Origin of the sequence: Telluria mixta, assembly GCF_029223865.1 — a bacterium.
In the GTDB taxonomy this organism is placed as follows: domain Bacteria; phylum Pseudomonadota; class Gammaproteobacteria; order Burkholderiales; family Burkholderiaceae_D; genus Telluria; species Telluria mixta.
Genome location: NZ_CP119520.1, coordinates 2,672,202 through 2,685,970 on the forward strand (window position 1 = coordinate 2,672,202; position 13,769 = coordinate 2,685,970).

Sequence of the window (13,769 nt, forward strand, 5' to 3'; positions counted from 1 at the left end):
GCATCGCAGGACAGCAGTGCAACGCGCAGCAGGTTTTGCGACGTGCCCTGGTTTTTACTGATTCGTGAAAAGAGGCTCCATGATCCGTCGTATCGCCTTAGCCAGCCTGCTGCTGGCGGCCGTCGCCGCCAACGCGCAGGACGCATCCCAGCAGGCCGGCGACGGCCTGCAAGGTCCCAAGGACCCGGCCCAGGCCACCGCCAACGCCGCCAATCCGGCCAATCCGAACAATCCCGTCAATCCGGCACCCGAAGCGCAAGCGGAGCAGGGGCCGAAGGTGCAGGTCATCGACCACGTGATCGGCAAGGGTACCGAGGCGATGGTCGGCAGCACGGTCGTCGTCAACTACACGGGCTGGTTCTACAAGCCGCTGGCCGCCAAGCAACGCGGCCGCAAGTTCGACTCGTCGCTGGACGCGGGCCGCGAACCGCTCGAGTTCCAGCTCGGCGCGCGCCAGGTCATCAAGGGCTGGGAGCAGGGCGTGCAGGGCATGAAGGTGGGCGGCAAGCGCACCCTGATCATCCCGAGCGAACTCGCGTACGGCAAGCGCGGCGCCGGCGGCGGTTCCATTCCGCCGGATTCCGACCTGATCTTCGACGTCGAACTCTTGAAGGTCAAGTAAGTCCAATTCACTCAACCGGGAGGACTCTGCATGCGCATCGCGAACGACGTGACGGAACTGATCGGCAATACCCCTTGGTGCGGATCCGCCGCCTGGCGCAGGGCGCCGGCGCGGATCTCACCGCCAAGCTCGAGTTCTACAATCCGGCCCACAGCGTCAAGGACCGGATCGGCTGGGCCATGATCGAAGCGGCCGAGCAGGCCGGCAAGATCGGCCCGAACACCATCATCGTCGAGCCCACCAGCGGCAACACGGGCATCGCGCTGGCGATGGTGTGCGCGGCGCGCGGCTACCGCTGCCGCCTCGTCATGCCGGAGACGATGAGCAACGAACGGCGCATGCTGCTGCGCGCCTACGGTGCCGAACTGGTGCTCACGCCGGGGCCGGAAGGCATGCTGGGCGCCATCCGCCGTGCCGAGGAAATCGTCGCGGCCGACCCGAACTGCTTCATGCCGCAGCAGTTCAACAACCCTGCCAACCCGGAAGTCCACCGCCGCACCACGGCCGAGGAAATCTGGCGCGACACCGACGGCAAGGTCGACATCCTCGTGGCCGGCGTCGGCACGGGCGGTACGATCACGGGCGTGGCCGAAGTGATCAAGGCAAGGAAGCCGTCGTTCCAGGCGATCGCCGTGGAACCGGAAGCGTCGCCGATCCTGTCCAAGGGCACGAAGGGCCCACACCCGATCCAGGGCATCGGCGCCGGCTTCATTCCGGACGTGCTGAACACGAAAGCCTACGACGAAGTCATCACCGTCAAGAACGACGATGCCTTCGAGACGGCCCGTGCGGCCGCGCGCGAGGAGGGGCTGCTGGTCGGCATCTCGTCCGGCGCCGCGTTGTGGGCCGCGATCCAGGTCGCCAAGCGGCCGGAGAATGCGGGCAAGCTGATCGTGACGATCATTCCGTCGTTCGGCGAGCGTTATCTCAGTACGGCGTTGTACGCGAACCTGGCCGGCTGATCCGGCTTCCCTCTACGAAATGGCCCGCTTGTATGCGGGCCATTTTTTTTAGTGTGCGTGCGAGTGGCCGTGATGATGGCCGTGGTTATGATCGTGGTCGTGATCATGGTCATCGTGCGCATGCGCCTCCAGTCCGTCGTGCAGGCAGCAACTGCTGTGCTTGGTCGTGCCTTGTTCCACCTGCAGCGTGCAATGGTGGATGGCGAAATCCTCACGCAGGTGAAGGGTGATGTCGTCGAGGGCCGCATCGCCCGGATAGCCGTCCGGCATGACGAGGTGGGCCGTGAGGGCCGTCTCCGTCGTGCTCATCGCCCAGATATGGACGTCGTGCACTTCGGTCACGCCCGGTTGCGCGGCCAGGAAGGCCGTGACGCCGGTCGCGTCGACGCTGGCCGGCACGCCCGCCAGCACCATCTGGATCGATTCCTTGAGCAGCGACCACGTGCCCGCGACGATCACGACGACGAGCACGAGGCTGACGACCGGGTCGAGCCACGACCAGCCCGTGTAGATGATCACGACACCGGAGATGACGACGCCCAGCGACAGCAACGCATCCGCCGCCATGTGCTGGTAGGCGCCGCGCACATTGATGTCGTCCTTGCTACCGGCCACGAACAGCCAGGCCGAGAAACCGTTGATCAGCACGCCGACGAGGGCGACGATGGACACCGTCGTGCCGGCCACCGGTTCCGGATGGGCGAAGCGGTGCACGGCTTCCCATGCGATGGCGCCGCAGGCCACCATCAGCAACAGGACGTTGGCGAGGGCGGCGAGGATGGTCGTACCGCGCATGCCATACGTGAAGCGGCGCGTGGGCGCACTCTTCGTCAGCAGCGCGGCGCCCCAGGCGAGGCCGAGACCCAGCACGTCGGACAGGTTGTGGCCGGCGTCGGCCATCAGCGCCGTCGAGTTGGCGATGAAGCCGTAGATGAATTCGATGGCGACGAACGCGGTGTTCAGGCCGATGGCGATGCCGAACGCGCGGCCGTTGTCGCCCGGCGCCGGGTGGTGGTGATGGCCATGTCCATGGCCGTGGGAATGGGAGTGACTCATGCGTCCAGTCCGGTGGTGGGTTCAGCGATGTGTTCGAACATATTGGAGAGCAGGCTGCTGATGTGGGCATCGGCGGCCGCATAGAACACCTGCTTGCCCTGGCGCTCCGCCTTGACGATGCGGGCCGCGCGCAGCAGGCGCAGGTGGTGGCTGACCAGCGAACTGGACAGGTTCAACGCGCCGGCGATGTCGCCCACGGCCGTCGGCTGCGCCAGGCAGGCGAGCACGATCCGCAACCGCGTGGGGTCGCCCAGCAGGTGGAACAGGTCGGCGAGCTCGTCGACCGCGTTGTCGATGTCGGGTGGGATGCTCATGCTTAACGTTTGAAGAACTGTTCACATGTTAAGCGCATAGCGGCCGCGGGTGCAAGCCATATCGTACGGACGTGGGGAACACGTAATATGGGCGGCGCCGCGTTACGGCACCTGCCCATCCACGTCGCGCACTTCCGGCGTCCCGAGCCCCAGCTTCTGCAACTGCGGCAAAATCGCCGCCCTATCCCCGACGGCGATGACCTTCAGCTGATCGGGTTTCAAATATTTCTGCGCCGCCGCCTGCACCTGGGCCGCCGTCACGGCGCGATAGCGGTCGGGCAGGGTGCGCCAGTAATCCGCCGGCAGGTCGAACACAAAGGTGTCGGCCAGGCTCGCCCCGATGCCGCTGTTCGTTTCGAACTGCCCCGGCAGCGAATACACCTGCGAATCGCGCGCGCCCGCCAGCTCGGCCGCAGGCAGCGGCTTGTCGCGCATGCCGTTCACTTCCCGGAAAATCTCGGAGACGGATGGCCCCGTAACGTCCGTGCGCACGCTGCCCGCGATAATGAACGGGCCCGGCGTACGGTCGTAGCGGAATGCCGAGAACACGCCGTAGCTGTAGCCCTTTTCTTCGCGCAGGTTGAGGTTGATGCGGCTCGAGAACAGGCCGCCCAGCGCCGCGTTCATGACCTGCATGGCCGGGTAGTCCGGCGTCCTGCGTGGGGCCCCGATGGCCGTCACGCGCAGTGCCGTCTGCGGCGCGCCCGGTTTGTCGACGACGACGAGGCGCGCTTTGGTGCCGGCCGGATCGCCGACCGCCGTGATGGCCGCGTCGGCCCGTCCCCAGCCGCCGAAGCGCGCCGTCGCCAGCGCGCGCAGCTCGTCCGCCGTGATGTCGCCGGAGACGACGAGGGCCGCATTGCCCGGCAGGTAGTGGCGGCGCCAGAAGCGCACGAGGTCTTCGCGCGTCGTCGCGCGGATTGCCTGTTCCGTGCCCAGCTGGCCGTAGCCGTACGGGTGATCCCGGCCGTACAGCGCGCCGGCCGCGGCGACGGCGGCGACCAGCGCCGGATCGTCGCGCTGCTGTGTCAGTTCGCCGATGCGTGAGGCACGCTGGCGTTCCACTTCGGCCGTCGGGAAGGCCGGATGCAGCACGACGTCGGCCAGCACGTCCAGCGCCTGCGGGAACGTGGAACGCAGCGCCAGCAGCGACACCGTCGACGCGTCGGACGACGCGGCGCTGCCGAGGAAGGCGCCGAGCTGCGCGATCTCGTCGGCGATGCGCGGCGCGCTGCGTGTGGCCGTGCCTTCGTCCAGCATCTGCGCCGTGAAGCCGGCGAGGCCCGGCTGGTCGGATGGATTGGCGTCGGAGCCGCTTTTCACGACCAGTTCCGCCGCCACGAGCGGCAGCGCGGGATTCGGGTGGACGATGACCGTCAGGCCGTTCGGCAGCTTGAACGATTCGCCCTGCGGCAGCGTGAAGCGCGGCGCCGGTCCCGGCTTCGGCGGCGTGCGGCGCCACGCTTCGTCGCGGTTGATGCCGGCGGCGCGGTCGGTCCTGCCGGCCTTCGAGACTTGGGGCGGTGGCGGCGTCGACACGTCGGGGCCGAGGTCCGGCTTGCCCGGCACGCCGGACACGATCACGCGCGCGTTCGGCTGCAGGTAGGCCTGCGCCACGCGGCGCACGTCGGCGGCGGTGACGCGGCGCAGGCGCTCGATGTCCTTCGGCAGGTAGCCAGGGTCGCCCGTGTACTGGTTGTACTGGTTGATCTGGTTCGCGAGGCCCGTGCCGCCCAGCTTTTCGATCGACGTCAGCATCGCCGTCTCGATCGTGTTGCGCGCGCGTTCGACTTCCTGCTCGGACGGTCCCGTGTCGCGCAGCGCCTTGAGTTCCGCATCGATGGCCGTCTCCAGCTCGGACGGTTCGTGGCCGGGGCGCGCGGTGGCGTCGACGATGAAGGTCGACGTGAGCGCGTTCGAATTCTGCGCGGCCGCCGCTTCCTGCGCGATCTGCCGCTCGTACACGAGGGTTTTATACAGGCGGCTGGACTTTCCGCCGGCGAGGATCTGCGCCGTCACCGCCAGCTCGGCGTCGCCCGGCTGGAAGGCCGGCGGCGTGAGCCACGCCATGTACAGGCGCGGCAGCTCCACGCGGTCCGGCACCGTGATGCGGCGCTCGCGCGTGATGGCGGGCGTGGCCACCTGCGGGTGCACGACCGGCGGACTCTTTTTGAAACTGCCGAAGTATTTCGCGACGAGGGCGCGCGTTTTCGCCTTGTCGATGTCGCCGGCGATCACGATGCTGGCGTTGTTCGGGCCGTAGTAGCGCTTGAAGAAGTCGCGCACGTCGGCCAGTTTCGCGTTCTGGATGTCGGCGTGCGAACCGATGACGGCGGCGTAATAGGGGTGCGTCTTCGGGAACAGCGCGTGGTTCAGCGCTTCCTCGACGACGCCGTACGGGCGGTTCTCGACGCTCTGGCGGCGCTCGTTGCGCACGACGTCCTGCTGGTTCGACAGCGCCGTCTGGTCCAGCACGTCGAGCAGGTAGCCCATGCGGTCGGCGTGCACCCACAGCGCGAGTTCGAGCTGGTTCGACGGCACCGTGTCGTAGTAATTGGTGCGGTCGTAGTCCGTGCTGCCGTTGCTGTCGGTGGCGCCGGCGCCTTCCAGCAGGCGGTCGGCGAGGCCGCGCGGCAGGTGCCGCGTCCCGGCGAACATCATGTGCTCGAACAGGTGGGCGAAGCCGGTGAGCCCTGGCGCTTCGTTGGCGGGGCCGACGTGGTACCAGATGTTGACGGCCACGATGGGCAGGCGGTGGTCCTCGACAAGGATCACCTCCAGGCCGTTGGGGAGCGTCGTTTTGTCGTAGCGGATCTGCTGCGCGGCCGTCGGCCCTGCAAGCAGCAACGACAACAAGAGCAGGGACAGGAGGCGTGTCATGCGGACTCCGTTTTATTAATGACAGGCGGCGCTGCCGCGGTCGGGCGGGACGACGCTGAAGGTGGAGAGCCGCGTGGACTCGACGAATTCCCAGCCGTAGCCGCCCGCGTACAGGCGCAGGCGCAGCACGCCGGTGCGGTTGCTGTCGCGGACTTCGCTGTGCGCGACGGTGAACAGGAACGGCGTCGGATAGGCGCCGCCCGTGCCGACGACGAACTGGCGGATGCCGTGCGTCGGGTCGAGCCGGCCATCGGCATCCTGCGGGGCGAAGCGTTCGTAGTCGTGGTCGTGGCCGGACAGCACCAGCTCGGCGCCGGCTGCGTACAGCAGCTGCCACGCGTCGCGCATCTTCGAGATGCTGCCGTGCCCGCCCGAGCTGTACAGCGGATGGTGCCAGTAGGCGAGCGTGCAGCGCGCGGGGTGGGCGGCGAGGTCGGCGCGCAACCAGTCCAGCTGGGCCGCGTGCTGGGCCGGGGCGAGGTTACTGTCCAGCGAGATGACGTGCCAGGTGCCCAGTTCGAAGCTGTAGTAGCCGCGGCCGGCGCGCGCGCCCCACCAGTCGAAATAGGGTTTGGCGCCCGGCGTGTAGTACTCGTGGTTGCCGGGCGCGGGCCACGTGCGGTCCTTGAAGCGGCCCCACGTCGGCGCGTAGCAGTGGGTGAATTCCTTCATGGCGCCGCGCGGATAGGTCAGGTCGCCCAACGCCAGTACGACGGCCTGCGGGTCCTGCGCGAGCCCGGCGGCGACGGTGGCGGCCGTGTCGGCCGCGCCCGAATACGCCGGGTCGCGATGGGCGCAGCGCGCGATGTCGCCGGCCGCGTACACGGTGATGCCCTTGTCCGGATCCGCGGCGGCCGCATTCACGGATACGGCCGCCAGGAGCGCGGCCGCAGCACGCAACGGCGGGCGGCGCATCCTTACTCGAGCAGTCGCAGGAGGCCGGCCAGCGCGTGCGCCACCGTCTGCTCGCGTACCGCGTGGCGGTCGCCGGAGAACACGAGGCGTTCGGTGTACGTCGTGTCGCCCTTCGACCAGCCGAAGCACACCGTGCCCACGGGCTTGCCGGGCACGGCGCCGGTCGGGCCGGCGATGCCGGTCGTGGATACGGCCACGTCGGCATTGCTGTTCGCGACCGCGCCTTCGGCCATCGCGCCCGCGACTTCCTCGCTGACGGAACCGAATTGCGCGATCAGCGCGGCGGGCACGTCCAGCATCTCCGTCTTGGAGGCGTTCGAATACGTCACGAAGCCGCATTCGAACCAGCCGGTCGAGCCGGGAATTTCCGTGATGGCCTGGGAGACGCCGCCACCGGTGCAGGATTCGGCGGTGGCCAGCAGCAGGTTCTTGGATTCGAGTGCCCGGCCCACACGGGTGGCCAGGTCGATGATGTCGTTCGTCACGTGTCGCTCCTCCTTGTAATGGCGGTAGCAGAGAACCGCCAGGTCTCCAGGATCCAACCGGGCGCGCCGCCGTGTGCCGGTCGCGGAAGATCCGCTGCGCGCTCGCGTCCATTCTAGCGCGCCTTCCCGCCGTGCGGCGTCGGAATCTTAACGAAAAGCCATTCTTGCGGTTATGTCTTTGCCGTCCTTACAAACGCAAATGTCTTTACCGGTGCAAATACCCGGCTCCGTTCTGTGCGACATCACTTCCGGTCGTGCTGCTATGCTGCTCGCCTTGCGGGCAGCCCCGCAGTGTTGTTCATTGACCGAACCAGGACCTTGCATGCCGCTCGACCGTTTCGCGCATGACCATCCGGGGCCGGCATTCTCGTGATGGTCTTGTCCCTTGCAGCCGCGCGTCCTGTCCGCCGGGTGGCGCTGTGCCTGCTGATCCTCGCGGGTGCCGCCCAGGCCGGCGCAGCCCCCCTGGGCGCGCCTGAGCACAAGCTCAAGGCGGCCTACCTGTACCGTGTGGCCACGTTCGTCGACTGGCCGGACGCCGCGTTCGCGCGCGCAGGCACGCCGTTGCTGGTCGGCGTCGCCGGGAACGACGCGCTGGCCATCGAAGCCGCACAGTTCATGACGGGCCGCCTCGTGCATGGCCGCCCGCTGGCCGTCCGCCGCGTCGACCCGCGTGCGCTGCCTCCCGGCCTGCACGTCCTGTTCGTGGCCGCATCGCCCGCGCGCGCCCGGCTGCTGGAAGCCGTGCGCAGCCGGCCCGTATTGACAGTCTGCGACGGCATCCCCGAACCCGGCTGCGTCGTCGGACTGGTGGCGGACGGCGACCGCCTGCGGCTGCGCATCGACCGGCTCGAAGCGATGGCCGCGCAGCTGCGCATCAGCGCGCGCCTGCTGGCGCTGGCGACGCGGTGACGTCCATGATCCGTCCGCGCCGCTCGATCCGCGAAAAACTCGTCACGATCGTGATGTCGACGACGCTCGCCGCGCTGGCCGTCTCCGTCGGCACCGTCGTCGCCTACGACCTGCGCAGCTATAAACACGCTCTGCTCAACGACCTGGCGACGCAGGCCGAACTGGTGGGTCACATGACGTCGGCCGCGCTGGCTTTCGACGATGCGCGCCTGGCGCGCGAGAACCTGGCCCTGCTGCGCAGCCGGCCGTCGGTGCGCGCCGCCGCGATCTACGACGAGAAGGGCGCGCTGTTCGCGACCTATCTGGCGCCCGGCGCGGACAGTACGTTCCCGGTGCGGCCCGCGAAGGGCGGCCGGCCCGTGCATGCGGGCGGCACGGAAACCTATGTCGGGAGCGGCGACGAACTGGTGCTGTACAAGCCGATCAGCGAAAACGGCGACCTGCTCGGTACCGTCTACCTGCGCTCCGAAAACCAGCTGATGGAACGCATGCGCGACTACCTCGTCATCTGCGTGTGCGTGACGGTGCTGGCCCTGTTCACCGCGTGGCTGCTCGTGCGCCGCCTCGGCCACACGATCACGACGCCCATCGACGCCATCACCCGCATCGCGCGCGACGTGGTGACGCGGCGCGATTATTCGCGGCGTGCCCCGCGCATCAGCGAGGACGAGGCGGCGGAACTCGTCGATTCCTTCAACGCGATGCTGACCGAGATCGAGCAGCGCACGCGCGCGCTGGAAGACTCGAACCGCGAGATCGTGCGCCTGAACGAAGGCCTGGAAGCGCGCGTGCAGGAACGCACGGCCCAGCTGGAGCTGGCCAACTCGGAACTGGGACTGGCGATCGACGAAGCGAGAAACGCCAACCAGGCCAAGTCCGCGTTCCTGTCGTCGATGAGCCACGAGCTGCGCACGCCGCTCAACGCCATCCTCGGCTTCGCGCAGATCCTGGCATCGAAGGACATGCCCACGACGCCCGAGCAGAAGCTGGAATTCTCCGGCCACATCCTGAAATCCGGCCGGCACCTGCTCACCTTGATCAACGAGATCCTCGACCTGGCCAAGGTCGAGGCGGGGGCCGTGAGCCTGTCGATGGAGCCGGTGCTGCTGGCCGAGGTGCTGGCCGAATGCGAAGGCATGATCGCGCCGCTGGCCGCCGCGCGCGGCGTGCGCGTGCTGTTCCCGGCAGCGCCCAGCGTACGCGTGCAGGCCGACCGCACGCGTCTCAAGCAGGTCTTGCTGAACCTGTTGTCGAACGCGGTGAAGTACAACCGCGACGGCGGCGCCATCGTCGTCGACTGTGCGCAGCCGGCGCCGCAACGCCTGCGCGTGTCCGTGCAGGATACCGGCGTCGGATTGACGCCCGAGCAGGTGGCCGGCCTGTTCCAGCCCTTCAACCGCCTGGGCCAGGAAGCGGGCACGCAGGAAGGCACGGGCATCGGCCTCGTGGTGACGCGCCGCCTCGTCGAGCTGATGGGCGGCGAGATCGGCGTCACCAGCAGCCCGGGCGTCGGCAGCGTGTTCTGGATCGAGCTGGCCGTCGCCGGTGCGGACGGCGCGCTGCCTGCCGCGCCGCCTGCCGCACGGTCGGCGCCTGTGTCGGCGGACGGCGCCGCGCCTGGGCAGCCGCATACGGTGCTGTACATCGAAGACAATCCGGCCAACCTGAGGCTCGTGCAGGAGATCGTGCGCTTCCGGTCCGACCTGCACCTCGTGAGCGCGCCCGACGTCCACTTCGGCCTGTCGCTCGCGCGCAGCCAGAAACCCGACATCATCCTGATGGACCTGAACCTGCCCGGCCTCTCCGGGTTCGAGGTCCTGGCGCAACTGCGCCGCGAACCCGAGACCGCGCGGATCCCGGCCATCGCCGTGTCCGCCAACGCCATGCGCGCCGACATCGACCGCGCGCTGGCGCTCGGCTTTGCGTACTACCTGACCAAGCCGATCGACATCGGCCAGTTCAACGAGGCCATCGACGCCGTACTGTCAGCCCGAATGAGGACGACCCCATGATTTCCCCCACCGACATCCGCCGCGCGCACATCCTCGTCGTCGACGACGAGCCGGTGAACGTGCAGCTGCTCGAGTTCCTGCTCAAGACCAGCGGCTACGAGAACGTCGCCAGCACCACCGATCCGCGCCAGGTGGCCGCGCTGCACCTGCAGCACCGCTACGACCTGATCATCCTCGACCTGCAGATGCCGCACATGGACGGCTTCCACGTGATGGAAGCGTTGAAACCGATGGAGCGCGAGTCCTGGCTGCCCGTGCTCGTGGTGACGGCGGAGCCGGACAAGAAGCTGGCCGCGCTGGAAGCGGGCGCGCGCGACTTCATCGGCAAGCCGTTCGACACGGTGGAGGTCCTCACGCGCATCCGCAACCTGCTCGAAGTACGGCTGTTCCACAAGGAGTCGCAGGACTACGGTGCGCGCATGGAGCGCACGGTGCGCGAGCGGACGGCCGAGCTGCAGCGCTTCCGCGGCGCGATGGACGCGACCACCGACGCCATCTTCCTCGTCGACGCGCGCACGATGGCGATGGTCGACGTCAGCGACGGCGCCTGCCGCATGCTGGGTTTTTCGCGCGAGGCGCTGCTGCGCATCGATCCGGTGGCGCTGGGACTCGCGGAACGCGTGCAGCTCGAACGCTATGCGGACCCGGCTTCCACGTCGCGCGAGCACGACATCGTCGAGACGGAGCTGCTGCGCTCGGACGGGCAGGGCGCCGTGCCGGTCGAGATCAGCTGGCAGCTGCAGCAGCAGGACAACAGCCACCGCATCCTGATCGCCGTCGCGCGCGACGTCAGCGAGCGCCTGCAGGCCGCGCAGCGTTTGAAACACATGTCGAACTACGACAGCCTGACCGGCCTGCCGAACCGCAGCCTGTTCTTCCACACGCTGCGCGACGCCATCGAACTCGCGCAGGATAAAAACTGGCGCATCGCCGTGCTGTTCATCACGCTCGACCGTTTTAAAATCGTCAACGACTCGCTCGGTCCCGCATTGGGCGACGAGCTGCTGCGCCAGTTCAGCACGCGGCTCGTGCGCTGCGTGCGCCTGCGCGACACGATCGGGCGCCTCGGCGGCGACGAGTTCGCGCTGATCCTCACGATGACGCGCGAGCAGACCGAGGACGAAGCGGTCAGCGTCGCCAACGAGGTGCGCGAGGCGCTGCGCGCGCCGTTCGACCTGAACGGCCAGCAGGCCGTGCTGACGGCCAGCATCGGCATCGCCATGTACCCGGACGACGCCACCGATCCGGGTACGCTGGTGAAATACGCGGACGTGGCGATGGTGCGCGCGAAGGAGGCGGGCCGCGACGGCTACCGCTTCTTCACGGCCGGGATGAACGTGCAGGTGCTGGCGCGCCTGGACCTGGAACTGGCGCTGCGCGCGGCCATCGACGGCGACCAGTTCGAGCTGCACTACCAGCCCAAGCTGGACCTGAACACGGGCCGCGTGACCGGCGTGGAGGCGCTGCTGCGCTGGCGCCGTCCCGGTGTCGGTCTCGTGTACCCGGCCGAATTCGTGCCTGTCATGGAGGACACCGGGATGGTCGTGCGCGTGGGCGCGTGGATCATCGGCGAGGCCTGCCGCCAGATCGCCGCGTGGAACGCCGAGGGTGTGCGCGACGTGCGTGTGGCCGTGAACGTGTCGAGCCGCCAGTTCGTCGAAGGGGACCTGGAAGGCGACATCCGCGCGGCGCTGGCGGAGCACCGCGTGGACCCGGGCCTGCTCGAACTGGAGCTGACGGAAAGCGCGCTGATGTCGAACTTCGAGCATACGGTGCAGGTACTGGAGCGCCTGAAGACGCTGGGCATCCGCATCGCCATCGACGATTTCGGCACCGGCTATTCGAGCCTCGCGTACCTGAAGCGCTTCCCGATCGACAAACTGAAGATCGACATCGCGTTCGTGCGCGACATCACGACGAACCCGGACGACGCGGCGATCGCGCTGGCCATCATCAGCATGGCGCACAGCCTGCACATGCAGGTGATCGCGGAGGGCGTGGAATCGCGTGCACAGATGGCGCTGCTGCGCCGCCACCGCTGCGACGAGATCCAGGGCTTTCATTTTTCGCGCGCGCTGCTACCCGCCGACCTGGCCCGGCTGGTGCTGGAAAACCGCGCCCAGCCCACGCGGCCGGCGGAGGACGACCGCAATGTCCAGACGCTGCTCCTGGTGGACGACGACATCAACGTGCTGGGCGCGCTGCACCGGCTGTTCAGGCGCGACAACTACCGCGTGCTGACGGCCGCGTCGCCGTCCGAGGGCTTCGAGCTGCTGGCGCTGTACCACGTGCAGGTGATCCTGTGCGACCAGAAGATGCCCGGGATGAACGGCACCGAATTCCTCAGCAAGGTCAAGGAGATGTATCCGGACACAATGCGCATCATCCTGTCCGGCTACACGGGCGTGGAGACGGTGCTCGATTCGATCAACCGCGGCGCCATCTACCGCTTCTACACGAAGCCGTGGAACGAGACGGAATTGCGCGACAACGTGCGGCTCGCGTTCCGCCAGTACTGGCTCACGCACGGGCCGTACGATGACCGCAAGACGCCGCGGGGGGACGAGGAAGCAGCGTGAATCAACCCGGGCTGAAGTGGTCCCACCCCGCCAGCTGCAAATCAAGTTCTGCGCCGTCCCCATCAACGAGACGCAAGCCCGGTTCGGAAGTGATCGACCCCACGCGCGTCACCGCCGTCCCGCAGGCCGCACCGGCCGCTTGAATCGCCTCGCGCTGCGCCACCGGCGCCGTGAAGCACAATTCGTAATCGTCCCCGCCGGCCGCGGCGAAGCGGCGGCGCAGGCCGATCGGCTGGCGCGCCAGTGCCGGGCCGGCCGGCAGCGCATCGACGTCCAGCACGGCACCCACGCGCGACGCGGCGAGGATGTGCTTCAGGTCCCCGACGAGACCATCCGAGATGTCCAGCGCCGCGTGCGCAAGGTTCCCTTCCGCGAGCAGGCGCCCCAGCGCTATGCGCGGCGCCGGCGCGTGCATGCGCTGGCCGGTGGCAGCGTGGTCGGCGGCGTCCAGTGCGACCTCGCTGCGGCGCGCGGCCAGCCACAGGCGCGCATCGCCCAGCGTGCCCGAGATCCAGATATCGTCGCCCACACGTGCGGCGTCGCGCCGTAAGGCCTGGCCGGGCGCCAGTTCGCCGAAGATCGTGATGCAGACGTTCAGCGGACCCTTGGTCGTGTCGCCGCCCAGCAGTTCGCAGCCGTGGGCGTCGGCCAGCGCGAACAGGCCGCGCGAGAAGGCGTCGAGCCAGTCGGGCTCCGCGGCGGGGAGCGACAGCGCCAGCGTGAAGCCGAGCGGCCGGGCGCCCATCGCGGCCAGGTCCGACAGGTTCACGGCGAGACACTTGTGCCCGAGCGTGTACGGATCGGCGCCGGCGAAGAAATGGCGGTCCTCGACCAGCATGTCGGACGAGATGGCCAGCACCTTGCCGGGCGTGGGCGACAACAGCGCGCAATCGTCGCCGATGCCGAGGGCGGTGTTCGGGCCGGGGGCGCGGTCGCGCTGGAAATAGCGTTTGATGAGGTCGAATTCGGAGAGCATCCCGCGATTCTAATCCGGCGCATGCAAAACGTCCCGGGCAGGCGCTCCCCGTCTGC

General features: G+C 68.4%; 10 protein-coding genes and 1 pseudogene. 5 read left to right on the forward strand and 6 right to left on the reverse strand.

From position 1 onward, the window contains the following. Nucleotides 1–79 precede the first annotated feature (79 nt). A complete protein-coding gene (locus P0M04_RS11920; protein ID WP_259450685.1) occupies nucleotides 80–622 on the forward strand; it encodes an FKBP-type peptidyl-prolyl cis-trans isomerase in 543 nt (180 codons plus the stop codon). Between the two features lie 30 nt (nucleotides 623–652). Further along, nucleotides 653–1,584: pseudogene (gene cysK / locus P0M04_RS11925) on the forward strand (cysteine synthase A). A gap of 48 nt (nucleotides 1,585–1,632) precedes the next feature. Here cysK and P0M04_RS11930 read toward each other — a convergent pair. The 5 genes from P0M04_RS11930 to P0M04_RS11950 all read right to left on the reverse strand — a co-directional run bounded on the left by P0M04_RS11930 (nucleotide 1,633) and on the right by P0M04_RS11950 (nucleotide 7,234). Then, complete coding sequence (locus tag P0M04_RS11930; protein ID WP_259450687.1) at nucleotides 1,633–2,640, reverse strand: cation diffusion facilitator family transporter; 1,008 nt, start codon at nucleotides 2,638–2,640, stop codon at nucleotides 1,633–1,635. Beyond that, a complete protein-coding gene (locus tag P0M04_RS11935; RefSeq protein WP_258852713.1) occupies nucleotides 2,637–2,954 on the reverse strand; it encodes an ArsR/SmtB family transcription factor in 318 nt (105 codons plus the stop codon). Before P0M04_RS11935 ends, P0M04_RS11930 begins: the two co-directional genes overlap by 4 nt. Nucleotides 2,955–3,056: 102 nt before the next feature. Then, nucleotides 3,057–5,834 carry a M16 family metallopeptidase gene (locus P0M04_RS11940; protein WP_259450688.1) on the reverse strand — a complete coding sequence of 926 codons (2,778 nt, stop codon included), beginning with the start codon at nucleotides 5,832–5,834 and terminating at the stop codon, nucleotides 3,057–3,059. A gap of 15 nt (nucleotides 5,835–5,849) precedes the next feature. Further along, nucleotides 5,850–6,749 carry a metallophosphoesterase family protein gene (locus tag P0M04_RS11945; protein WP_259450689.1) on the reverse strand — a complete coding sequence of 300 codons (900 nt, stop codon included), beginning with the start codon at nucleotides 6,747–6,749 and terminating at the stop codon, nucleotides 5,850–5,852. Between the two features lie 2 nt (nucleotides 6,750–6,751). Next, a complete protein-coding gene (locus tag P0M04_RS11950; protein ID WP_036236278.1) occupies nucleotides 6,752–7,234 on the reverse strand; it encodes a CinA family protein in 483 nt (160 codons plus the stop codon). A gap of 378 nt (nucleotides 7,235–7,612) precedes the next feature. Between P0M04_RS11950 and P0M04_RS11955 the strand changes: the two genes are divergently transcribed. The 3 genes from P0M04_RS11955 to P0M04_RS11965 are packed head-to-tail and all read left to right on the forward strand — an operon-like array spanning nucleotide 7,613 to nucleotide 12,737. Further along, nucleotides 7,613–8,146, forward strand: a complete 534-nt coding sequence (locus tag P0M04_RS11955) for a TOL_0243 family YfiR-like periplasmic protein (RefSeq protein WP_259450690.1) — start codon at nucleotides 7,613–7,615, stop codon at nucleotides 8,144–8,146. Between the two features lie 5 nt (nucleotides 8,147–8,151). Further along, nucleotides 8,152–10,158 (forward strand): sensor histidine kinase, YfiR-like protein-associated, encoded by a 2,007-nt coding sequence (locus P0M04_RS11960; protein WP_259450691.1) that lies wholly within the window; start codon nucleotides 8,152–8,154, stop codon nucleotides 10,156–10,158. Continuing rightward, nucleotides 10,155–12,737 carry an EAL domain-containing protein gene (locus P0M04_RS11965; RefSeq protein WP_259450692.1) on the forward strand — a complete coding sequence of 861 codons (2,583 nt, stop codon included), beginning with the start codon at nucleotides 10,155–10,157 and terminating at the stop codon, nucleotides 12,735–12,737. Before P0M04_RS11960 ends, P0M04_RS11965 begins: the two co-directional genes overlap by 4 nt. Before the next feature lies 1 nt (nucleotide 12,738). On the opposite strand, the gene thiL is transcribed toward P0M04_RS11965, so the two are convergent. Continuing rightward, nucleotides 12,739–13,713 carry a thiamine-phosphate kinase gene (gene thiL, locus P0M04_RS11970; RefSeq protein ID WP_259450693.1) on the reverse strand — a complete coding sequence of 325 codons (975 nt, stop codon included), beginning with the start codon at nucleotides 13,711–13,713 and terminating at the stop codon, nucleotides 12,739–12,741. Nucleotides 13,714–13,769 lie beyond the last annotated feature (56 nt).